We start from the raw sequence: 23,158 nt of genomic DNA, 5'->3' as shown, positions 1-23,158 counted from the left end.
TCAGCAATCCAGCGTCAGGAATGTGTCGTGAGATACCAGCGTGCGGTGGCAGCCAGTCCGTCATCGACCGAGTAGGGAGGGCGCCAGCCGAGCACCGTCCGGAAGCAAGTGCTATCGACGCGCAAATCATCTGTCAGCCTTCGGATCTGCTCCGAACGCCCGGTAATTCTGGCCGCGAAACGCAACAGCCAGTCTGGCAAGCTGAACAGGCGCGTCGAACGCCCCAACTGCTCTCCAACACGCACCAGCAATTCAGGCACGGTCAAATCCTCCGCGTCCGCGACGTGGAAGCACTGATTGGCCGCGCGCTTGTCGAGTCCTGCTTGCATCAACGCATCCGCGAGATTCACCACATAGATAAGGCTACGGCGACCGGCAACGGAACCCAGTGGAAGCGGGACGCCCCGCCAGACCACGTTGATGAGGCTCAGAAAATTTGCGCCGACGCCCGGCCCGTACACGAGCGGCGGCCGTACGACTACAACGTCGAACGCTCCGGCATCGCGCAAAGTCGCAAGCGCTCGTTCAGCTTCAAGTTTCGATCGGCCATAAGGATCTTCAGGCATTGGTGGCGTTTCTTCAGACAAGGGCTTTCCCCCATCGGATTCAGCAACCGCCTTGATGCTGCTCAAATAAACGAACGAACTCACACCGCGCTGACGAGCGGCTTGCGCCACGCGCATCGTGCCGTCAACATTCGTCGCACGAAATGCAGCATCGCGATCCACAGCCGTATCCCGCATGACGTGGACACGCGCCGCAAGGTGAATCACCACGGCAGGCCGCAATGTGTCCGGCCAGACTGAAGCCAGCCCATCAAAATCCGGTGCATCGTGAACCCATTCATGTACACCCTCGGCACACATGCCCGGCCGTCGCACGAGCCCCGTCACCTGGTGCCCATGCTCGAGAAGCAAGCGACACAATGCCTTGCCAACAAAACCATTTGCGCCCGTCACGAGAAAATGGGTCATAGCCATTTCCAGCCGAAACGGTTGAAGAACTTGACGGCGGAAGTCACAAACATCCGAATGTGCGGCCAGCCCTTGCGCGCGGCTCCCCCGCCGTGATGCAAGACTCGCACAGCGGGCATGTAGGCAATGCGCGCAACATCGCGCGTACGAATGCTGAGATCGTAGTCCTCAAAGTACAGAAAATAACGCGGGTCAAATCCCCCGATGCGCTTGAGGACTTCTGTGCGAAACAGCATAAAGCAACCGCTCACCAAAGGGGGGTCCCATACGACTTCGGATTTGTTGATCACGTCGCGCATCTCGTAGCGATCGAGCCGCTCGGAAAACGGACGTTGGAAACCGGCAGGCACAAACCCGCGAAGAAAGAGGTCGAGCACAGTCGGATACCGGCGACACAGGAATTGCAGGTCCTGCTGATCGTCGCCGATCTGCGGCGAAAGCAATCCCGCATTGGGGTGCTTATCAAGAAACTCCAACGCTTGCGCCAACGAATCAGGGGCGAGGTCGATGTCGGGATTCAGCACCAGATGGTAGTCCGCGGTCGTACGCCCAATGGCCAGATTGTGCCCTCTGCCATAACCCACGTTTCCATGTCCCGAGATCGTGACGCACGTAACGCCGTCACCCTCCAGCTCATGCAGGATCGAAGTCAGATCTGGCAAGGCCCCGTTGTCGACGAGATACAGCGAGGCGTCGACTTGCCGCGATTGCCTTCCCGCCAGGACGGCAATACGCAAGCTTTGAAGCGTATTGAGGAGTTGGTGCACGTCCGGTCGATAGGCGACGACGGACACCGAAAGGGCCACTCCTGGCTGCTGAGTGTTTGATGCAATCATCTGACAAAGTTTTGACGCGTTGGCAAACCGCCTCCCTCGGAGCTATTTGCAGGAGTACGAGTTTGCTCAAGGACCGACCAGCGGACAACCGCGTTTACGCTTTGTTACGCAACTTGCATCAAAGCGGACCGCAGACCAAACGAACGTCCGGCTCAGGGCATCGAAGAGATTCGAATCGTTCGCAAAGCAGGACTCGGCATCGGCAAAAAATGCGACATTACCTCAAGACGCATCGTTCGATCGGTAACAATGCCAAAATCCAGCCTGAAATATTCCACACCCCCGATCTTTTTGAAAATTTGACATCTGTGGATGCGTCTTGTAATTCATCCGTAAAAGCGGAAACTGATGACTCTTACGATTTCGAGAATTGAGTATATCGGAAAGACCGCAACAAATAGGTGAGCAATCTGCACCGACCGTGCCCGAACTTCGGAACCCCTTCCCGATTGCCGTCGGATCGCCGGAACAAGCAAGCCAGCCAGTGGGAGCAATCCAAGGAAGTAGCGACCCTGAACGCCATCGACCACACCCTGTCCCACCGGCGTCCAGCTCAGATAAAGCGAACCGAAGATCATCGCCCCGCTCAACAACAGGATAAGGCAAGCGAGTGCGGCATCGGTTGCCTGACGCGGTGCCGGTTGTGTGTCCTGGGAGGCGACGCAGACGAACGCGAGGCCAATTGCGACACCAGCCACAACGTAGTACCCGTGGCCCAGCCAGGTGTCGAGCCAGCCGAGAACGCCCACAAGGCTGTAGTAATAAAAGGCCCCGTTCTGCCGCATCGTATTGATGCCGATATGCACCACGTCAATGGGACTACGCAGAAGATACTCAAGTTGCCCGCTCACAGAGCGTGGCGGCGTCACTGGCATCCACGTCGTGTGAGCGAATAGTTCCACAACACCTATCGCTACTGCCGCCGTCACGAAGCACCACACGATCCGCGAAACGACGCCATAACGCTCCCGGCTCGAAGCAAAGCGCAACGAGGCGAAAAAGAAAATCAGCAGCAGTGCCGCATAGGGCGGCCTGCACGAGATGCTGAACACCAGGGCGGCAGCAATTGCGGCGCCTTCGCGTAAGCCAATGGAGTGCCCATCGTGACGCCGGCGATCCAGCCAGGCGATTACGATCAAACACGCGGGCAGCATCGACGCTTCCTGGCTCACAGACGACAGAAGCACCATCGACATCGGCAGTAGCGCGACCGTGAAGATCAGTGGCGCAAGTCGACGGCAAAGAACGAGTGCCCAGCAGATCAACCCAATGCCGATGAACAAATCGAGCACGCATGCGAGACGATAGGTGCTCACCAGACTGACACCGATGCCTTTACCCAGCCGTATCGCGAGCGCCTGAGGCAAATAGGCGTACGCCGGATAAATAGCCGTATTGGGAAATGCTGCCATTTCCTGTCGGCCAGTCCAGCGAAGCGTCTCGCTCGAAGCGCGCATCGCTTCGTCGTATTTCACCTCTGCATGGAACCTCAACGGATCGACGATACGCGCGAGTTCTACCACGCCAGGGTCGATGGCACCGCCGGATGCGACACCCACGCGATCGCCAATGGCGTGACCATCGGCGACCTGTAGCGCGCGGTAAAAATGATTGACGGCGTCCGGGGTCTGGAATGGCGGAGTGGCCACGCAAAGATAAAGCCCCATCGGCAACGCATAGCAAAGATATAGCAACCACCAGCGCTTCACTTCGAAGAACCGTGCTATACGACCCAGTGTCGACATATCCAGTGGAGGCCTTTATTAATGTTGTTTGTGCTCACGACGACTACAAGTGGCAGTGAAGATCGCACCCAGGCGGACCTGCCTCGTGCCCCCCCAACGTTGCTTTGCGGCGTGGCGCGTGCCGCGTGCATTGTACATGCCGCCCCATGCCCCGGCGCAGGGCTCCTGCGCTGGAGCATGCCCCCCGTGCTTGTTGATGCGGTGTTGCAGGCAAGCGACATCTGAAACCGGGCTTTGCCGTATTACAATACGCGGCTAATCGAGCGACAAGCGCTCGCTCACCCCTCTAGCGACCTGTAGAGTCCATGCCCGATCTTTGCGCACCTGTCAGAATTGCCGTTGTCGTGCCGTGCTACAACGAAGCGGCGACGATCGCCACCGTGGTTCGGGATTTTAGGGCAAATTTGCCTGCCGCTGAAATCATTGCGTTCGACAACAACTCGACCGACGGTACCGCTGATGTCGCGCGCACAGCGGGTGCGCGCGTCATAACCGTACCGCTTCAAGGCAAGGGCAATGTCGTGCGGCGCATGTTCGCCGACGTCGACGCCGACGTCTACTTGATGGTGGACGGTGACGCCACTTATGATGCGTCCGCGGCACCCATGCTGATTAATTGTCTGATAGAAAACGGACTCGACATGGTCGTGGGCGCGCGTCTGAGCGAGGAGCAAGCTGCCTATCGTCTCGGCCATCGTTTCGGCAACGTGCTACTCACGCAATGCGCCGCTTCGATCTTCGGGCGAACATTCAAGGACATGCTCTCCGGTTATCGGGTTTTCTCGCGCCGCTATGCCAAGACTTTTCCGGCGCACTCGGCAGGTTTCGAAATCGAAACCGAACTGGCCGTCCATGCTCTGGGCATGCGAATGCCCGTAGCCGAGATCGACACGCAGTACTATTCGCGACCAGAGGGCTCAGAAAGCAAGTTGAACACATATCGCGATGGATGGCGGATCCTCATGACCATCCTCAAGCTGTTCAAGACCGAAAAGCCCTTTGCTTTCTTTTTCGGTTGCTTTCTGATCTGCATGATTTTCGCGATCGGCCTCGCTATTCCGCTTTTCGAAACCTATATCGAAACCGGACTCGTGCCACGCATCCCGACTGCCATCCTCTGTAGCGGCTTGACCCTTTTTGGTGGGATCCTGCTGACTTGCGGAATCGTGCTCGACACCGTCACACGCGGGCGCAACGAGGCGAAGAGAATGGCCTACCTCGCAGTCCCCCTGGTTTCGAGCGCGCAGAAACTCGTTTGACGATGCGCCAACAAATCCTGCGATTTGGCATTGCCGGGGGGCTGGGCTTCGTCGTCGATGCCGGAGTGCTATATCTGGCGCTCAAGCTCGGCCTCGGCCCTTACGCGGGCCGAGTCATCTCTTTTTTCTGCGCGGTGTTCGTCACCTGGCAGTTCAATCGACGCTTCACGTTTCGCCGTAATATGACGCGCTCGGCATGGCGCGAATGGAACGAATATCTGCTCGCAATGGCGTTTGGCGGCGTCTGCAACTATGGCGCCTACGCGGTGGCAATCAAATTCCTGCCATCAGGCGCATTGACACCTTTGCTCGCAGTTGCCATAGGCTCCATAGCGGGTATGTTCATCAATTTCGTCAGCGCCAAGGTGTGGGTGTTCCGGCATTGAAGTCGCCGGACGAACGTTGTCGCGCATCGGTCGATGCTTCATTCAAAGCGCTCGATGCGCGGCGGAAACGCTACATCGAATGATGCTTCCGCGATACGCCCGTTCAATGCCAGATTGCGGTTGTAGTGCGGATCGAACGCGGGCACACCATCGCATTCCCTCGCGCCTTCCAAAGTTGGACAATCGGCGAGGAAACAAGTCACCTGCGCCGCATCAACGACCATCTGCACACCCGGCGCGAGAATCGCTCGCCCCAACGCCTGCGGCACACGCAAGACAGAACACCTATTCGTATGCGCCGAACTCCGCGCGACCGCTCGCATGCCGCCGGCCGACACGAGCACGTCACGCCTCACCACGGCGCACACGCACGGCAACGCAAACACGCTATGTGCCAGCATGGTCGAGCCGAAATAGCCCCGGTCGTGCCCAGGCAAGCCCGCATGCGCGCGTACCAGCACGCTTTCAGGGCCTGCAACGATGCCCGCTGCATAGATTTTCCCCGATGGCACGAGTAACTTGGGCCCGGCCATTGCCACTCCCTCTTGCGTTGCCTGGCTTAACAGGTCGCTGAGCCAGGTCGGACTGGCAGGTTCAACGCTCTCGTGCCACAAGCAGATATACGGTTGATGACTCGCCCCTACCACCCGGTCGATGGTGTCGACCAGCTCTTCACCTTCGAGCACATCGACAAACGTCACCTGTGACGCAAGCTCCGAGGGCAGCGCCATACTCAGCGCCGCGGCGCTATCTTGCGCTCCAACAACAGAGACGTGGACAGACGCATACACCGTACGCGCGAGAAGCGAGCACACGCGCACGATGACATTCTCCGCGGGTCCCGATGCGCAAACGATCAGCTGGACCTCCGGAGCCGGTCGAGGGAGAGCATAGTCCACACGTACGAATGGAAAATCGCGTGATGGTCCTTGCACCGCAGCGTCCAGCCCCTTCGCCGCGATATGATCCCTGACGGCTCGCGCCGCTGCGTGCGCCGCATACGGCTTTTCCTCTGCGCCGGTAGCAGTGCTGCCGGCCGTCATTCGCCAGTGGTACAACACGTGCGGAATGTGTACGACAGCGGCGTCGCCGGCCACGGCAACGCATCGAAGCACGAGGTCATGGTCCTGACTGCCCTCGAGCCCTTTTCGGAAACCTCCCACTGTGCGGACGAGCCCGGTTTCAAAGACACCCAGGTGTGAAAAGTAGTTTTGCTGGACAATCAGCGCCGGATCCCAGTCCGGCTTGAAATACGGCGTGCCGCGAACCCCGGAGTCCGAGATTTTGTCTTCGTCGCTGTAGAAGAGACGCCCTGCCGGGTTGGCATCGACGTATTTCGCAACCATGGCGAGGGCATGTACCGGCAGCACGTCGTCATGATCGAGCAGGACGACAAACTCACCGCCGGCCAGTTCGAGCGCGCTGTTGCTGGCCTCGCTGATATGTCCGTTCGCTCCCCGATGCACAACACGGATGCGGGAATCCACCGCAGCGTATTCGTCCAGTATCTCCTTGACGTGCGGGGCACTCGACGCATCATCGGCAATGCAAAGTTCCCAATGGGGATAGACTTGCCGCAGCACCGACTCGATCATCGCACGCAGGAGGTGCGCCGGCGTGTTGTAGACCGGCACGATCAAGGAAAAGTGTGGCCGACGTTCGAGCTTTGCAACCTCGGCACCCAACACCGCGAGCGCGGTAGGATCCGGCTCGCCATCGTATAGCCCGATCCACTTCTGATATTGCCGGTGGCGCCGCGCCACGCGTAAGCTCTTGTCGAGAGCGTAGCGCCAGCCGTCACGTCGTGCGACCTCGATAACGGACGCCCCGGCACGTATCGCCCTGCTTGCCACGCGCGCGAACGTATCCGTTAGCTTCGCTACCGCTGTTTGCAACGATCTCGGATTAGCCACGATGGCAGCCCCTCACAGGAGCCAACAGCGCGCTCATCGGCGCGTCCCGGGCCGCCAGAGCGTACACCGGGCGGCTCACGACGGACGAACGGCGAGCGACGCCTGCGCACGCGCAGAACCCGCTGCGTCCGATGCCGGGGCCGCCACGTGTTCGGCAGCGACACGCGAAAATAGGTGCGCCAGCTCTTTCGCCTGCTCGTCGAAAACACGGATTTGTGCCGTGTACTGATTGCGATAGCCGTCGAGCCGCGCAGGATTGGCGAGCAATGCACCGATGGCCCGGGCCAGTTCAGTACCATCGTCCTCGAGCGGGATGATGTCGCCGTTCTCGCCCGCCACGATGTCTTCCACAACACCGCCCGCGTCGGTCGCTATTACCCAGACATCCCGGATCAGCGCCTCGCGCACAGAAAGGCCAAAGCTCTCCTTCCACTGCGTCGGGAATAGCAGAACATCAAGGTTGCTGAAAAAGCTGTCGATCGTTTCCTGCGTGTACGCCGGCACAATTTTCAACTTGCCCGGCACGCGCCAGTCGCCAGGCAAAATGGACTGCCGCCCGAGGTTGAGTACATTGTCCACGACATAGAGCTCGTAGTTCTTGTGCGGGAGGCTGCGCAGCGCGGTCTTGATGAGATGAGAGCCCTTGATTGGCGTTTCGCCGCCTACATAGCCAATACGCAACGGCCGCCCAAGCGTGGACTCACGCTCAGCAGGATTACGCGGCGGCATGATGCCGTTCTTGTTCACAACGATCCTCGCTGCGTCGAACCCGTTATCGGCGTAGAGCCGCCTGAAGAATTCACTCGGCGCAAGCAACAGGCTCGCCTGCATGAGAATTTCGCGCAGACGATACTGGCGGTACGTGTTCAATCCGGCATCTTCCACGCACGCTGAACAAACATCGAGGTCAATCTTGCGCTGACCGCAGTATTTGTTTTCGCCCGTAATCATGAATTGCCGGCCGCAGATCCACCAGGCATCGTGCAACGTAACGGCGAACGGCACACGTTCGGCCCGGCAAACTTCAGCGATGCGCGCGCCAATGCCCTGGATGCTATGCAAATGAACGATATCCGGACGCAATGCCCGAAGCGCTTCCCTAAAGGCATCGACAGAGTTGGGATTATCGAAACCGAAAGACGGGTCGCTCTCGTTCGGCAGGCCCATCGCAAAGACACCCGCCGCCGTGCTCTCATAACGGCGCAACTGATAAGCGGGCACATCGCTCGTCGGCAAAGTCGTGAACATGAAGTAATCGACTTCCGCGTCGCGGTTCAGGCATCGCGCCACTTCTTCCGCCACGATGGTCGCTCCACCGAAACTGCGGGGCGCAAAGTAGATGTTCACGCCCAGCACGCGCGTTTTGGCAAACGTGCGCTCAAAGCGCTTTACGAGCGGAGCCACCTGCTCCCGCCCGACCGTGTGAGGATCGTAGTCCTGCTTCACGTGCTCGTACGCTCGATCGGCCACTTCCTTGCGCAAGGCGGCGTCGTCGATAAGCGCCAGCAGCGCGCGCTCCCACGCACCAGGATTGGCGGGCAGAAAACCCGTTACGCCATCCTGAATAGCCGTTCTGAACGCAGAGCTTGGCGAGCAAACCGACGGCAGTCGCACAATCGCGGCTTCGAGATATTTGATATTCGACTTTGCATCGTTGAATATGGTCTGCTCGAGCGGCGCAATGCTAATGTCGCATTCGGCGAGACGCTTGAGGTAGGTCGCATAGTTCGACAACGGCAAGCGTTCGATCTGCGCTTCGACTTCTGCATAGTCGGCAGGCAAATTGAGCTCGCCCGCAATGCGCAGACGCACGTTCGGACGCGCTCGCAGCACCTGTTTGATCGCCCCGGCAGCGACGCGGAAATCCGCGTCGTGCGTTTTCGTGCCGGAGCCGTACACAATGCGCACAACATCATCCTCATGTTGCGTCAACGCGTTGATCCTGCTTGCGATCCGCACCGTCTCCTCATCGAGCGCATTTTCGATCACGAGTACATCTGGCACGCCAGCTTCGCGCATCGCCTCGGCCAGCCCCGCCGTCGATGCAATTCCGGAATCGCATGCGAGCATCGCCTTGCGATAAAGGATCGCACCATTGAGCAACCCTCGGAGAATCTCGGGATCGAGATCGGTCAGATTCGAATTCCGACTGTACTTTTCTGCGTCGAAGATGAGATCGTCCACTTCCCAGAATGTGGGCAGGCCGCGGCGCTTTGCCTCCTCGATCACCTCGAGTTGAGCCGGGTATCCCGGTACGCGGTAGAAGATCACCACCGAATGACTGTCGAGCAACGAGCGGCACTTCTCAGTCTCTGTCCACGAAACCACCGAACAATCGATGCCGAGATCCTGGATCATCGTCTGCTTCTGGGTCACGCGATACTTACGGCATTGTGGAATGCTGAGCTCGGCAATGATCAACACGCGCAGTGCGAGGCAGTCCGCTGCCGGGCGGCCCGGATCGAGGTCGAACTGCGCAAGAAGGCCACCGCCCGCCGACGCGTTAAGCAGTCCGCGCAGCCCGCGACGCCTGAGCGCCACAACGGATTTGCGCAACGTCGGTGTCAAGCCGTTCTCCCGAACTGAATTTCGGGTGATAGCTGACAGAAATTTCAGTTTTGCAACGGCGCGGCGTGAAACCGGCACCGAACGCATTACGCCGCGCATTGGCGCAGTGACGCGCCAGGAAGTCGAACTGCGCAATGCCGTAACTTCGTCGCGTGCACGACGTAGATTTTCGTCCGCATTCACGAGCGATTCGCGCTCTTCTTCTATCTCTTCAGAGAGCTTGTCGACGCGCGTCTGTTGCATCCTCAATTCGGCGTCGACCAGATTGGCGTGTGTTACAGCTTTGGCGAGCGCAAGCTTCAATGCTTCCAGCTCGGCAACGCTCGCCCTCGCCTGCGCATCGACGCTCGTAAGGGCACGCTGGGTGTCGTCAAGCGACTGCGCTTTGCGTTGCAGGGCCGTGCGTGTGTCGTCGCTTTCGCACTGCAAGGCGACAGCATAGCCGAGCCGTGCGTAAGCCTTGCGGGTCGCGACGCTCGCCTCTTCGCTCAACTCGAACAGTGCCTGAATGCCCGCTGGCACGTCCGGTCCGACTGCGAGTACGCCGAGGCCGCCGCCATGGAAAAACTCGAATGACGGATGACTGTGCGCAAGTTCGCTCCAAACCTGAGCAGCCCCAGCATGCAGGTCACGCGCGTTGGTGCCATGAATCAGTACGACACCGCGACACGACAGCTTGGGCAACCAGGCGTCGAAGTCACGACGCAGTTGTTCGGCGTCGCGCAGTCCGTCGATATGAAGTAGATCGATGAAGCCGTCAGTAAATTGCGGTAAGGCCTCGTCGAACGGCGCGCGCACCAGCTCCGAGAACGCCTGGTAGTACTGAGTATTGCGACGCTGCACCGCAGCGAAGACCTCGTCGCCGCTCGCCCACCCGAAGGGGTCAACAGCGTAGCAATGAGCCAACGCCCCAGCCTGCTCAGCCGCCTGACACCAGACCATGTACGAAAAGCCGCCGTCGCTGCCAAGCTCGACAACGGTACGGGCGCGCATCGCGTCCATGAGCCAGAACGCGAACGGCGCATGTTCGAGCCGCGGCGAGGGAACGATATGCGCCGGCCAGCGAAACGACGCCTCCGTGAGCAGCGCCTCGCCGGCTGCCGTGGCAGCCTGTGGGCCCGATGTGCGAAACGGCGTGGTCGTCAATTGGACACCTGTGAAAAAGTTGCGTGTCGGATGTCGGTCGGACTGCACTCAGCCGACACTCTGCTCGTATGCCGAAACGACTTCTTCGACTGGGCCAAAAGCGCGTACGCGACCGCGCTCCATCCAGAGTGCCTTGTTGCAGACGCGACGAATCTCGGCGTTCGAGTGCATCGCAAGCACTACGATTTCGGCCCGGCTGTGCAAGTCGGCAAGACGTTCCTCTGCCTTGTGGAGGAACGCGGCATCCCCTACCCCCATAACCTCGTCGAGCAGCAGGATTTCCGCGTCGACTGCCGTCGAGACCGCGAACGCGAGGCGCACTCGCATACCACTCGAGTAGGTGCGCAGCGGCAGATCCAGATAGTCTCCGAGTTCGCAAAAATCGGCGATTTCCTGCTGCTTCGCGCGAATTTCCGCGTCCGACATGCCGAGCAGGAGACCCCGCAACCGGATGTTTTGCAGACCGGTCGAGTTCTCATCCATACCGAGGCTGATATCGAGCAACGGAACGACCTTGCCCTCTCGTTCGATAGCGCCCGAGGTAGGCGCGTAGATACCCGCCATCATGCGCAGCAGAGTGGACTTGCCCGCACCGTTGTGACCGATCAAGCCGATGCGGTCGCCTCGGTCGAAGCGCAAGTCAACGTTGTCGAGCGCACGCACGACAATCACCCCGTCGCTGCCCTCTGCAATCGTATTGCGGCGCCCCATGCGCAGCACCTGACGTTTCAGCGAGCGCCCCTGCACGTCGTAAATGGGCAAGTCGAGCGTCGCGCCCTTCAGTTCAATGTATGCCATGTCACGCCCCTCAGACCCAGTACGGAATACGCTTCAGATAACGCCCTGTCAGCGCGAGCGCCAGCGGCCACCCTATGACAAGCATACCGATCGTCACGCCCCACGTGAGCGGGGTCGGTACTTGGCCGATCAGCGGAGCACGAACGATATCGACGAGATAGGCCAGTGGGTTCCATTCGACAATGAACGAGAAACGACTCAACGCGTTAGGCCGGTAAATAATGGGCGTTACATAGAAAGCAATCTGAATCAATGCAGCGATGATTTGAGGCAAGTCGCGAAAGCGAGCCGACAGTAACCCAGCGACCATTGCGATCCATAGCGCATTCAGCACGTAGACGACCAGACCTGGTATAAACAGCGGCAACGCTTCCCAGTTCTTCACGCCGAAGATGCAAAACAGCAGCAGCACAATCACAAAATTGTGCGCGAGCACAATGAGATTTCGCCACACAACCTGTAGCATAAAGATGAGTTTCGCCGTCGATGCCTGCCGAATGTACGTACCGCTGTTGATGTAGGCGACGCTTCCCTCCTGAACCATTTGGGCGAACGCATTCCACATGACAAGGCTCGCGGCAATGAACGGAAGGTAATCGCTCATCTTTTGCCCGAAGAGCGTGCCGTATACGACTCCGATCGACGCGATGATCACGCCCATACTGATGGTCAGCCAGAACGGCCCCACGCGCGAACGGGCATATCGCTGACGGACTTCGAGCCAACCCAGCAGCGTCCAAAGTCGCCACGACAGGACGCTCTGTCTTAAATCGGTAAGTGCAAGATTAACCATTTAGATTTTCGATTTTTACGACCGAATAGGGAATTCAACGCAAATGCAGATCAACATGCGCGCAACCTCGACTAGTTGCGTCGCAACGCTCCGATCCGCCCCGTCAGTCCATGCCACAGCCCAAGCAGCGATAGCCGCACGTGCTCCCACCGCGGCGTCATGAAAAGACCGTAGATCGCAAGCCGGAACGGTAACTTCACCAGTTCCGTCGATTTCCAGCTCCACGGGATATATCCGCGCCGAATCAACAGCACCGCGTTGCGGAACATATAGTAGTGGCGTACCGCACTATGCCCCGGATACGACCTGCCGAGCAAACGCACAGGCTCGCCGCCCAGCGAATGCTCCATCCTGAGCGACGGCGCGCCGAGCACCGAATAGCCTTTATAGCGCGCGCGGGCACACCATTCGAGATCCACGAAATCGATGAACAATGCATCGTCCATCGGCCCCACGTCGCGCCAGACAGCGAGATTGATACACGAGCCAGAAGTGATCAGGAAATCGACCGCGATCGGCATCGTACCGGTTGGTGCAACGCGACGCAGCTTGAAGTACCCGAAACGCACGAAAGGCACCACACCACCGAGGCGCGCGTCGACATACGCAGGGCCCACGAGCGCGACACGCGGATCGCGTTCGAGCTCGCCCGCGAGAACGGCAGGCAGCGCATCAAGCAGTTCACCCGAAGGCTCGCTATCCTGGTCGAAGATCATCGCCCGCGTGCACCCCATGACAATCAGGCGTTCGACGCCTTGATTGATGGCCGTTGCAATGCCGAGATTCGCTCCGTTGCGCAGATAAACGATACGCCCGTCCAGCGGCTCGCCGCATGGCACCCCATGCCCCTCCGTGTTGTCGACGACAACACAAGGTCCGAAATCGGCGAGCCGGTTCGCCAGTTGCGCGCTTGCTTCATCGGGGCGATAGAAAACAACGACGGTGCCCGACTTGCCGTCCCTGGCGGACGTTGCGCCCATTCAGTCACCCAGACACAGGCGCAACGCATCGTCCCAGGCCGGCATCGACAAGCCGAACGTTTCGTTCAGCTTGTCGAGCGCGAGCCGCGAATTGGCGGGACGCTTCGCGGGAACGGGATAGTCGCTTGCGGGAATGGGCACCGTCTTCGGCGCTCGCTCGCCGAGCGCGCTTGCGAAAATCGCTTCGGCGAACCCGTGCCACGACGTCGCGCCCGACGCCGTAAAGTGATAGACGCCTGAACGCTGCGCCCACCATGCAGCATCATCAGCCGCCACGCCTTGTGCAACGATATGCGAGGTCGCCTCGGCAATCGTTCGCGACCACGTCGGCGCCCCAAACTGATCGGCGACCACACGCAACTCCGGCCGCTCCGCGCCAAGCTTCAACATGGTCAGCAGGAAGTTCTTCCCGCGCCGACCATACACCCAGCTCGTACGCAAAATCAGATGCGCGCAGCCGCTCGCCGCAATCGCCTGCTCGCCTTCGAGCTTGGTCGCCCCGTACACGTTCTGCGGATTCGTCGCATCGTCTTCCGCATATGGCGCATCCTTCGTCCCGTCGAACACGTAGTCCGTCGAGTAGTGAATCAGCGCCGCGCCGCAACGCGCCGCTTCCTCGGCCAGCACGCCCGGCGCCTCGGCGTTGAGCCGCCGCGCCGCAGCCTCGTCGCTTTCCGCCTTGTCGACAGCCGTATAGGCCGCAGGATTCACGATGATCGCAGGCTTCGCCTCGCGCACGACTTCGCGCACGCGATCGAGATCGGCCAGATCCAGCGCCGCGCGGTCGAGTCCCACCACGCGACCCAGCCCTTGCAGGCTGCGCAATAGCTCGTAGCCCACCTGGCCGTTCACACCCGTCACGAGGATCGTCGGTTGCTCGTTCATCACTCGCTCACGCAAAAACTTCGGCTTCGGCGAGGCGCTTGCCCGCCGCATCCTTCGCCGCCAGCATCGGCTCGAAGTCGATCGGCCACTCGATGCCGATTTCCGGATCGTTCCACACGATGCTGCGCTCGTGCTCGGGGAACCAGTAATCGGTCGTCTTGTAGAGGAACTGCGCCGACTCCGAAAGCACGACGAAGCCGTGCGCAAAGCCCGGCGGCACCCACAGTTGACGATGATTCTCCGTCGAGAGCGTCACGCCCACCCACTTGCCGAAGTTCGGCGAGCTGCGGCGAATATCCACTGCGACGTCGAACACCTCGCCCTCGACCACACGTACGAGCTTGCCCTGCGCATGCTCTACCTGATAGTGCAGCCCGCGCAGCACGCCCTTCGCGGAACGCGAATGATTGTCCTGAACGAACTCGACGCCCGCCTGGACCTGCTCCGCGAATTCGCGGCCGTTGAAGCTCTCGTAGAAGTAGCCGCGCGCGTCGCCAAAAACCTTCGGCTCGATGATCTTGACTTCGGGAAGGGCTGTAGCCGTTACCGTGATGGCCATGCGACTTGATCCGTAAGAATGTTTAACAGGTACTTGCCGTAACCGTTCTTCGCGAGCGGCTTGGCCAACTTTTGCAGTTGCTCTGCATCAATCCAGCGGCGACGATACGCGATCTCTTCCGGGCACGCCACGACAAGTCCCTGGCGTTTTTGCAGCGTGGCAATAAACGTTGCCGCGTCGATCAGCGAATCGTGCGTGCCGGTGTCGAGCCACGCGTAGCCACGGCCCATGATCTCGACATTGAGCGCGCCGTCACGCAGATAGCGCGAGTTGACGTCCGTGATCTCAAGCTCGCCGCGCGGCGAAGGCTTGATGTCGGCCGCGATGTCGCACACGCGATTGTCGTAGAAGTAAAGCCCCGTGACCGCGTAGTTCGACCGCGGCTGCTCGGGCTTTTCTTCGATCGACAGCGCACGAAAGCCCTTGTCGAATTCGACCACGCCATAGCGCTCGGGGTCCTGCACGTGATAGGCGAATACCGTTGCGCCCGCATCCTGTTCGTCCGCGCGCTCGAGCTGCTTCGCGAGATCGTGGCCGTAAAAGATGTTGTCGCCGAGAATCAGCGCCGACGGGTCGTTGCCCACGAAGTCGCGGCCAATGATGAATGCCTGCGCGAGACCGTCCGGCGAGGGCTGCACCGCGTACTGGATGTTCATGCCCCACGCGCTGCCGTCGCCGAGCATCGCTTCGAAGCGCGGCGTGTCCTGCGGCGTCGAGATGATCAGCACGTCGCGAATGCCCGCCACCATCAGCGTCGAAAGCGGGTAGTAGATCATCGGCTTGTCGTACACCGGCAGCAGTTGCTTCGACACTGCGTGTGTGATCGGGTAAAGCCGCGTGCCGGAACCCCCGGCCAGAATAATGCCTTTGCGCGCCATTGCTTTCGCCCTTACGCGCGCTGCGCGTAGTTCGTTTCGACCCACTTGCGATAGTCGCCCGAAGCGACTTCATCCGCCCATGCCTGGTTGTCGAGATACCAGCGCACGGTCTTCGCAAGGCCCGTTTCAAAGGTTTCCGCAGGCTTCCAGCCCAGCTCGCGTTCGAGCTTGCGCGCGTCGATCGCATAGCGGCGATCGTGGCCGGGGCGATCGGTCACGTAGGTGATCTGGTCGCGATACGAGCCTGCGGCCTTCGGACGCATCTCGTCGAGCAGGTCGCACAGCGTGTGCACGACTTCGAGATTCTTCTTCTCGTTCCAGCCGCCCACGTTGTAGGTCTCGCCCAACTGGCCGCGCGCGAGCACTTCGCGAATCGCGCTGCAATGGTCGCCCACGTAGAGCCAGTCGCGCACGTTCTGGCCGTCGCCGTACACGGGCAGCGGCTTGCCGGCGAGCGCGTTGGCAATCATCAGCGGAATCAGCTTCTCGGGAAACTGGTACGGGCCGTAATTGTTCGAGCAGTTTGTCGTGAGCGTGGGCAGACCGTATGTGTGGTGGTACGCACGCACGAGATGATCGGACCCCGCCTTGGTCGCCGAATACGGGCTGTTGGGCGCGTAAGGCGTGGTTTCGGAAAACTGCGGGTCGGTCGCGGAAAGCGAGCCGAACACTTCGTCGGTCGAGACGTGCAGGAAGCGGAACGCGGCCTTGTCGGCCTCGCCCAGCGTGTTCCAGTACTGGCGCGTGGCTTCGAGCAGCGTGAAGGTGCCCACGACATTGGTCTGAACAAAATCGGCCGGGCCGTGGATCGAGCGGTCGACGTGGCTTTCCGCGGCGAAATGCAGCACCGCGCGCGGGCGGTGTTCGGCGAACAGCGCGTCGAGCGCGGCGCGGTCACAGATGTCCACACGGGCGAAAACGTGCTTCGGGTCACCTTGCAGCGATTTCAGGGTGCCAAGATTGCCTGCGTAGGTCAGCTTGTCGACGTTGAGAACGGCTTCGTCGGATTGACGCAACCAGTCAAGCACAAAGTTGGCGCCGATAAAACCAGCACCGCCCGTTACCAGGATCATGGGACTCCTTTATTGGCGAGAATGGACGCCGATCTGCTGAGAAACGACCGCAGTCAGACGTTTGAAATAATGCTGTAAAAACGGAATTTTTGAGACAAAGCCGGTCAGTGGCATACCGATATTATTCGTCCTGCATGCTCAGGCTCTGTTTTTAGACCCACAATTATACGGCCAGCCAGCGCGAAAACCACATCGCTAACATCTTGAAACAGCTTGACAAATTGTGTCAGACGGGTTTTGCCATCCTTAATTTGACGCAACGCGACATACCCAGGCGCGAGCCAATGCAAGCCAATGCAATCCGGTCAGGTTCGCGCATTCCGCACTTTTGTCCTGTCACGTCCAGTTGCGCGACCTGTGGTACCGTCTGCGGTCGCCTCTGCCTGCCCCGCAACCGTAATCGATTCGATGAACACATCCTCGTTGCGCCCCGCCCCGCTCGCCTTCGGCGATCTTCAGGGGTGTCTCACTCCGTTTCGCGAGCTGCGCGCCAAGGCGGCGCCGGCCGCCGGCACGCCGCTCTGGTTCGCCGGCGATCTCATCAATCGCGGCCCGGCCTCGCTCGAAACGCTGCGCGAGGTGATCGCGCTCGGCGATCGGGGCGTGGCCGTGCTGGGCAATCACGATCTGCATCTGCTCTCGGTTTCGGCGGGCATCAGAAAGGCGAAGAAAGGCGACACGATCGACGCGATCCTGAACGCGCCCGATGCGCAGGATCTGCTGCACTGGGTGCGTCACCGGCCCATCGCACACTACGAGAGCGGCATGTTGATGGTGCACGCGGGCGTGCTGCCGCAATGGGACGTGACGCTCACGCTGGAGCTTGCGCACGAACTCGAAACCGCGCTGCGCGGCAAGAACTGGAAGGAAACGCTCGCGGGACTTTACGGCAATGAGCCGAACCGCTGGTCGAAGGATCTCAAGGGGATCGAGCGCCTGCGCATCACGTGCAGCGCGCTCACGCGCATGCGCTTTTGCAACCGCGACGGCGCAATGGATTTCAGCGCGAGCGGCGGCCTCGATTCCGCGCCCGCGGGCTACATGCCGTGGTTCGACGTGCCAGGACGCAAAACGAGCGACATCACCGTCGTGTTCGGCCACTGGGCCGCGCTCGGCCTCATGATGCGCGATAACCTGATCGGCCTCGACTCGGGTTGCGTGTGGGGCAATCGCCTTTCCGCGGTGCAACTCGAAGCCGATCCCGCGCAGCGCACGCTCACCCAGGTCGCCTGCGCGGAGTGCCGCGCGATTGGCGCCTGAGTCAGGACCCGCGCCACACTCCCCCCCTGAACCGCGCTACGAAAGCTGCGCGACGCGCCCGCCCGGCGCCTCGCTGTGCGGCGCGCTTTCGCGCATCGTCACGAGCGCCTGCCCCACCGCCTCCTCGGCGCGCGCCGCGAGCTTGCGGCGGTCCTCGCCGGCCTCGATCGCATCGCCCACGAAGATGTGCGCCGTGAGCGGCCCGGCCTTGAGCATCGCGTCGAGCGAGTCCTTCAGCGAGAGGTCGTCGATATACGCGGGCGCCACCGACTGGCGGCCCTGCGCGTCCTCATAGCGGATGCACAGCGGCTGCACGGGACGGCCCGCCGACACCGCGGCCTGGAACATGTTCGAATGAAACGGCTTGAGCGCGAGGCCATCCGACGTCGTGCCCTCGGGAAACACGCACATCAGCTCGCCGCGCGTGAGGCGCTCGGCCAGCTCGTGCATGATGCGGCGCGCGTCGCTGCGCTTCTCGCGCTCGATGAACACCGTATCCAGGTTCTGCGCGAACCAGCCGATCAGCGGCCAGTGGCGGATCTCGGCCTTCGAGACGAACGGCGTGGGCCGCCACGCGTTGATCACGTAGATGTCGATCCACGAAACGTGGTTGCTCACGACGAGCGCACCCGCATCGAGCCGCGCCGCGTCGTTGTGCACGACGAGTTTCAGGCCGCACAGTTCGAGCATCTTGAGGGACCAGGCGCGGTTCAAGGCGTGGCGCTGATCGGCGCTCGCGCGCGGAAAGCGCAGCGCGACGGTGCATGCGCCGCGCACCAGATGCGCGAGCAAGCGGGTCTTGCGGATGAAGAGGCTCATGGTTGACGATTAGCTGAATCGGGCGATCCTAGCAGAAGCGCGTGACACAAATCTGTCACGCACCTTGCACGCCGCGCTCGAAGCCGATCCGGCCCGCCACGAGTGTGGCGCGCACCACGGCGGGCAGTTCGTAGCCGAGGAACGGCGTGTTGTGCCCCTGGCTCTTGAGCGCGCGCGGCTCGACGCGCCAGTGCGCGTGCGGATCGAACACGCAAAGGTCCGCGCGTGCGCCCACCTCGATGCGCCCCGCGTCCCGCTGCATCACCGCCGCCGGCGCCGACGTCACGAGCGCAAGCGCCTTGGCAAGCGGCACACCCGCTTCCTGCGCCCATTTCACGGTGAGCGAGAGGAACAGTTCGAGGCCCGTCGCGCCAGGCGTGGCCTCGGCGAACGGCAAGAGCTTTTCGTCGTCGTCCACGGGCGTGTGCTGCGAGCAGATCGCGTCGATCGTGCCGTCAGCCAGAGCCGCGCGAATCGCCTCGCGGTCGCGCTGCTGGCGCAAGGGCGGATCGAGCCGGTACTGCGCGTCGAAATAGCCGATGTCCATGTCGATCAGATGCAGGTGGTTCACCGTCGCGTCGCAGGTGACGCTGAGCCCCTCGGCCTTCGCGGCGCGCACGAGCGCCACGCCCGCCGCCGACGACAGATGCTGCACGTGCACGCGCGCGCCCGTCACGCGCATCAATTCGAAAAGCGTGAAGAGCGCGATCGTCTCCGCGCTCACGGGCACGCCCGAGAGGCCGAGGCGTGACGCCAGCGCGCCGCTCGCGGCCACGCCGCCCTTCGCGAGATACGCGTCCTGCGGGCGCAGCCACACGGCGTAGCCATAGGTGCTCGCGTACTGGAGCGCGCGCAGCAGGACCTGGGTGTCGGCGATCGGCGCGTCGGCCTGCGTGAAGCCGATGCAGCCGGCCTCGGTGAGCGATACCATCTCCGTGATCACCTGCCCCTTGAGGCCCACCGTGAGCGCCCCGAGCGGATGCACGTGCGCACGCGCGAGCTTGCCCGCGCGGTATTTGAGCATCTCGACGAGGCCCGCTTCGTCGAGCACGGGATCGGTGTCGGGCGGGCACACGAGGCTCGTCACGCCGCCCGCGAGCGCCGCGTTCATCTCCGAGTCGAGCGTCGCCTTGTGCTCGTAGCCCGGCTCGCGCAGACGCGCGCTCAGATCGACGAGACCCGGCGCGACCATGAGGCCGCGTGCGTCGATCGTTCGCTCGGCGTGGAAGCCCGCGGGCGCCGCGCCAATGGCCGCGATCCTGCCCGCTTCGATATAGATGTCCTGCTGCCGTTCGGCGCTGGCCGCCGGATCAATCAGCGTGCCGCCTTGAATATGGATCTTCATGTGCTGCCCTTTTGCCTTTTTGCCCTTTTCGTTCTCGCCGCGTTTGCGCGTTAGTCGTGATTGCCGGCGACGATGCCCATCACCGCCATGCGCACCGCAATGCCGAAGCTCACCTGATCGAGGATCACCGACTGCGGGCCGTCCGCGACCTGCGAGTCGATCTCGACGCCGCGATTCATCGGCCCCGGATGCATGACGATCGCGTCGGGCGCGGCGAGCGCGAGGCGCTCCGGCGTCAGGCCCCAGCTCTTGAAATACTCCTGCGCCGAAGGCAGCAGCGCGCCGCTCATGCGCTCGTTTTGCAGGCGCAGCATGATGATCACGTCGACGTCCTTCAAGCCTTCGTCGAGGTTGTGAAACACGCGCACGCCCATCTGCTCGAGGCCGCCCGGCAGCAGCGTGCGCGGGCCGATGGCGCGCACTTCGGGCACGCCGAGCGTAGTGAGCGCATGGATGTCCGAGCGCGCCACGCGCGAATGCAGGATGTCGCCCACGATCGCCACGCGCAGGTTCGTGAAGTCGCGCTTGTAGTGGCGGATCGTGTACATGTCGAGCAGGCCTTGCGTCGGGTGCGCGTGGCGGCCGTCACCGGCGTTGATCACGTGCACGTGCGGCGCGCAGTGCTCGGCGATCAGGTACGGCGCGCCGCTCGACGCGTGGCGCACGACGAACATGTCGGCGTGCATCGCCGAAAGATTGCCGATGGTGTCGAGCAGCGACTCGCCCTTGCTCGTCGACGAGGCGTTGATGTTCAGGTTGAGCACGTCCGCCGAAAGACGCTTGGCCGCGATCTCGAACGTCGTGCGCGTGCGCGTGGAGTTCTCGAAGAACAGGTTGAACACCGACTTGCCGCGCAGGAGCGGTACCTTCTTCACGTCGCGGTCGGTCACGCTCACGAACTGCGTGGCCGTGTCGAGAATATGCGTGAGGATCGCGCGCGAAAGGCCCTCGATCGACAGCAGGTGCTTGAGCTCGCCGTTCTTCGTGAGCTGCGGATTGCCCTTCAGGAAGCCGTAGCGAAAACGCTTGTCGTCCGCTGCGGACGCTTCGGGCGTGGGCTGTGTGTTCATCGCGTGAATCCTGGATGTGATGACCGGTTGGAACGGAGTGGGCGCGGCCGGCGTGCATGCCTCGCGCACCCGCCGTGCGGGCGGTGCGCCGCAACGGACTCGCCGCGCGGGCTGCGCTCGATGCGCACGCTGGCGCCGCGTCAGGCGCCGCCGCGCGGCTCGACGTGGAAGGTGAAGCGACCGTCGTCGCCGTGTGCGAGCACGAGCGTGGCGCCCGCGTCAGCGCTCACGAAGCCGCCGACATAACGCGCCGCCACCGGCAGCTCGCGTCCGCCGCGGTCGGCGAGCACCGCCAGTTCCACGGCGGCCGGACGGCCGTAGTCGTAGAGCTCGTTGAGCGCGGCGCGCACGGTGCGGCCCGTGTACAGCACGTCGTCGACGAGCAGGATGCGCCGCCCTTCGACGTCGAACGGCAGCGCCGTCGGGCTCGCCTTGCTGTGCAGGCCCTTCTTCGCGTAGTCGTCGCGATGCAGCGCGACGTTCACCACGCCGCACTCCACCGCGCCGAGGTCGTGAGCGAGGCGCTGGGCCACCCACGCGCCGCCGCTATGAATGCCGACGATCGCGACGCCGCCGGACGCGCTGAACGCATCGGCGGGCCAGGCCGCGCGGATCTCGTCGAGAACCGCGCCATATAGCGCTTCGGCGTCGGGCGTGCCAGCCGGGTGACGCATTGCGTAGCTTGGAGGATGGCTCGTGGGTAGGCTCATCGGGTCCCTCAAGGCGCGAGTTCGTCGAGGTATTGCTGGAGGATCACGGAGGCGGCTTCGGCGTCCACATGCTCGACGCGTTCGCCGCGCTCGCGCAGGCGCGCTTCGGCATCGACTGACGAATAGCGCTCGTCCACCCACACCACGGGCAGATTGAAGCGTCCGTTGAGCTGGTTGCCAAAGCGCTTCGCGTGCTGCGTCATGATATGCGGCGTGCCGTCGGGATGGCACGGCAGGCCGACCACGAGCAGATCGGGCTGCCACTCGCGCAGCAGCTCGCCGATTGCCTGGAAACGGTAGTCGCGGCTCTTGTTCGCAATGACGGTGAGCGCACGGGCGCTGCGCGTGAGCGCATTGCCGAGCGCCACGCCGATACGCTTTTCACCGTAATCGAATGCAAGCAAGGTGGCCTCGCCGGCCCCTCGCCCGGCTGCCACGCTCATGCGTGGCCCGCTTCGCCCGAGAGCATGGTGGACGAGATGCCGAGCAGCGCGAGCGCCGCCTCGAAACGCTCTTCGGCGGGCACGTCGAACACGATCTTCGGATCGGCTTCGACCGTGAGCCAGCCGTTGCGCGAGATTTCGTCCTCGAGCTGCCCCGCGCCCCAGCCGGCATGGCCGAGCGTGAGCAGGAAGCGCTCGGGGCCGCTGCCGTTGGCCACGGCTTCGAGCACGTCCTTGGAGGTGGTCATTTCGAGGCCGCCCGGCACGGACATCGACGACGTGTAGCTCGTGCCCTCGGCGGGCGCGTGCAGCACGAAGCCGCGCTCGGTCTGCACGGGGCCGCCGAAATACACGGGCACGTGCAGCAGCGGCTCGATTTCGAGCTTGAGGTCGATGCGGGAAAAAAGCGCTTCGAGATCGATGTCGGTGGGACGATTGATAACGAGACCGAGCGCGCCGCGCTCAGAATGATCGCAAAGGTAGACCACCGTTCCTGAAAACGTGGGGTCCGCCATGTTGGGCATGGCGATCAGGAACTGGTTGGTGAGATTGATGCGATCGGTACTCTTGGACATGGTTTGAATTCTAGCAAAGACGATGCGGAATGGCGGCACGCTGCCGGCCCGGGCGGCGGCCGAACGTCGCCACGCGACCCGCCAACCGCTGCGCTTTTCCGCATTGCAGGGAATGAGTCACTCTAACATGCGCGCGCTCTGCC

Annotated in this window: 21 protein-coding genes; 3 read left to right on the top strand and 18 right to left on the bottom strand. The window is 61.9% G+C overall.

The genetic code is table 11. From position 1 onward, the window contains the following. Positions 1-14: 14 nt before the first annotated feature. The 3 genes from C7401_RS16900 to C7401_RS16890 form a co-directional block, all read right to left on the bottom strand. A complete protein-coding gene (locus C7401_RS16900; RefSeq protein ID WP_112172549.1) occupies positions 15-974 on the bottom strand; it encodes a UDP-glucose 4-epimerase family protein in 960 nt (319 codons plus the stop codon). Next, entirely contained in the window at positions 971-1,810 is an 840-nt protein-coding gene (locus C7401_RS16895) for a glycosyltransferase family 2 protein (protein WP_112172548.1), read from the bottom strand. The genes C7401_RS16900 and C7401_RS16895 overlap by 4 nt, the downstream gene beginning before the upstream one ends. 326 nt (positions 1,811-2,136) lie before the next feature. Beyond that, a complete protein-coding gene (locus C7401_RS16890) occupies positions 2,137-3,555 on the bottom strand; it encodes a DUF2142 domain-containing protein (RefSeq protein ID WP_112172547.1) in 1,419 nt (472 codons plus the stop codon). Positions 3,556-3,860: 305 nt separating this feature from the next. Between C7401_RS16890 and C7401_RS16885 the strand changes: the two genes are divergently transcribed. Both C7401_RS16885 and C7401_RS16880 read left to right on the top strand, forming a co-directional pair. Beyond that, positions 3,861-4,814 carry a glycosyltransferase family 2 protein gene (locus C7401_RS16885; RefSeq protein ID WP_112172546.1) on the top strand — a complete coding sequence of 318 codons (954 nt, stop codon included), beginning with the start codon at positions 3,861-3,863 and terminating at the stop codon, positions 4,812-4,814. A gap of 2 nt (positions 4,815-4,816) precedes the next feature. Then, on the top strand, positions 4,817-5,200 hold the full coding sequence (locus tag C7401_RS16880) for a GtrA family protein (RefSeq protein WP_112172545.1): 384 nt from the start codon (positions 4,817-4,819) through the stop codon (positions 5,198-5,200). A gap of 38 nt (positions 5,201-5,238) precedes the next feature. On the opposite strand, the gene C7401_RS16875 is transcribed toward C7401_RS16880, so the two are convergent. From C7401_RS16875 to rfbB, 9 genes are all read right to left on the bottom strand, one after another. Beyond that, positions 5,239-7,113, bottom strand: a complete 1,875-nt coding sequence (locus tag C7401_RS16875; protein WP_181565596.1) for a glycosyltransferase family 2 protein — start codon at positions 7,111-7,113, stop codon at positions 5,239-5,241. A gap of 75 nt (positions 7,114-7,188) precedes the next feature. Continuing rightward, positions 7,189-10,827, bottom strand: a complete 3,639-nt coding sequence (locus tag C7401_RS16870; RefSeq protein WP_112172543.1) for a glycosyltransferase — start codon at positions 10,825-10,827, stop codon at positions 7,189-7,191. Positions 10,828-10,875: 48 nt separating this feature from the next. Further along, a complete protein-coding gene (locus tag C7401_RS16865; protein ID WP_112172542.1) occupies positions 10,876-11,625 on the bottom strand; it encodes an ABC transporter ATP-binding protein in 750 nt (249 codons plus the stop codon). Positions 11,626-11,635: 10 nt separating this feature from the next. Then, complete coding sequence (locus C7401_RS16860; protein ID WP_112172541.1) at positions 11,636-12,418, bottom strand: ABC transporter permease; 783 nt, start codon at positions 12,416-12,418, stop codon at positions 11,636-11,638. Between the two features lie 71 nt (positions 12,419-12,489). After that, complete coding sequence (locus C7401_RS16855; RefSeq protein ID WP_112172540.1) at positions 12,490-13,398, bottom strand: glycosyltransferase family 2 protein; 909 nt, start codon at positions 13,396-13,398, stop codon at positions 12,490-12,492. Next, the gene (gene rfbD / locus C7401_RS16850) at positions 13,399-14,283 is read right to left on the bottom strand and encodes a dTDP-4-dehydrorhamnose reductase (RefSeq protein ID WP_181565595.1); all 885 of its coding nucleotides are present in this window, start codon (positions 14,281-14,283) and stop codon (positions 13,399-13,401) included. It abuts the gene before it with no gap. A gap of 7 nt (positions 14,284-14,290) precedes the next feature. Then, positions 14,291-14,842, bottom strand: a complete 552-nt coding sequence (gene rfbC, locus C7401_RS16845) for a dTDP-4-dehydrorhamnose 3,5-epimerase (RefSeq protein ID WP_112172539.1) — start codon at positions 14,840-14,842, stop codon at positions 14,291-14,293. Continuing rightward, positions 14,827-15,720, bottom strand: coding sequence for a glucose-1-phosphate thymidylyltransferase RfbA (gene rfbA, locus C7401_RS16840; RefSeq protein WP_112172538.1), 894 nt, complete (start codon positions 15,718-15,720; stop codon positions 14,827-14,829). The genes rfbC and rfbA overlap by 16 nt, the downstream gene beginning before the upstream one ends. 11 nt (positions 15,721-15,731) lie before the next feature. Next, positions 15,732-16,793, bottom strand: a complete 1,062-nt coding sequence (gene rfbB / locus C7401_RS16835) for a dTDP-glucose 4,6-dehydratase (RefSeq protein WP_112172537.1) — start codon at positions 16,791-16,793, stop codon at positions 15,732-15,734. 408 nt (positions 16,794-17,201) lie between these two features. Here rfbB and C7401_RS16830 point away from each other — a divergent pair, with 408 nt between their 5' ends. After that, on the top strand, positions 17,202-18,053 hold the full coding sequence (locus C7401_RS16830) for a symmetrical bis(5'-nucleosyl)-tetraphosphatase (RefSeq protein ID WP_112172536.1): 852 nt from the start codon (positions 17,202-17,204) through the stop codon (positions 18,051-18,053). A 36-nt stretch (positions 18,054-18,089) separates the two neighbouring features. Here the strand turns inward: C7401_RS16830 and C7401_RS16825 are convergent, their stop codons facing one another. The 6 genes from C7401_RS16825 to C7401_RS16800 form a co-directional block, all read right to left on the bottom strand. Next, the gene (locus C7401_RS16825) at positions 18,090-18,872 is read right to left on the bottom strand and encodes a lysophospholipid acyltransferase family protein (protein WP_112172535.1); all 783 of its coding nucleotides are present in this window, start codon (positions 18,870-18,872) and stop codon (positions 18,090-18,092) included. Between the two features lie 55 nt (positions 18,873-18,927). Next, on the bottom strand, positions 18,928-20,217 hold the full coding sequence (locus C7401_RS16820) for a dihydroorotase (protein ID WP_112172534.1): 1,290 nt from the start codon (positions 20,215-20,217) through the stop codon (positions 18,928-18,930). Between the two features lie 50 nt (positions 20,218-20,267). Continuing rightward, positions 20,268-21,287, bottom strand: coding sequence for an aspartate carbamoyltransferase catalytic subunit (locus tag C7401_RS16815; RefSeq protein ID WP_112172533.1), 1,020 nt, complete (start codon positions 21,285-21,287; stop codon positions 20,268-20,270). A gap of 140 nt (positions 21,288-21,427) precedes the next feature. Continuing rightward, the gene (pyrR, locus tag C7401_RS16810) at positions 21,428-21,961 is read right to left on the bottom strand and encodes a bifunctional pyr operon transcriptional regulator/uracil phosphoribosyltransferase PyrR (protein ID WP_112172532.1); all 534 of its coding nucleotides are present in this window, start codon (positions 21,959-21,961) and stop codon (positions 21,428-21,430) included. 44 nt (positions 21,962-22,005) lie between these two features. Continuing rightward, positions 22,006-22,440: a Holliday junction resolvase RuvX gene (gene ruvX / locus C7401_RS16805; protein ID WP_112172531.1), complete on the bottom strand. Its 435-nt coding sequence runs from the start codon at positions 22,438-22,440 to the stop codon at positions 22,006-22,008. Continuing rightward, a complete protein-coding gene (locus C7401_RS16800) occupies positions 22,437-23,015 on the bottom strand; it encodes a YqgE/AlgH family protein (protein WP_112172530.1) in 579 nt (192 codons plus the stop codon). The genes ruvX and C7401_RS16800 overlap by 4 nt, the downstream gene beginning before the upstream one ends. Between the last annotated feature and the right edge of the window lie 143 nt (positions 23,016-23,158).

It is taken from the genome of Paraburkholderia unamae (genome assembly GCF_003268775.1).
Classification (GTDB): Bacteria; Pseudomonadota; Gammaproteobacteria; order Burkholderiales; family Burkholderiaceae; genus Paraburkholderia; species Paraburkholderia unamae.
This window is presented reverse-complemented; position numbering and strand designations above follow the sequence as displayed.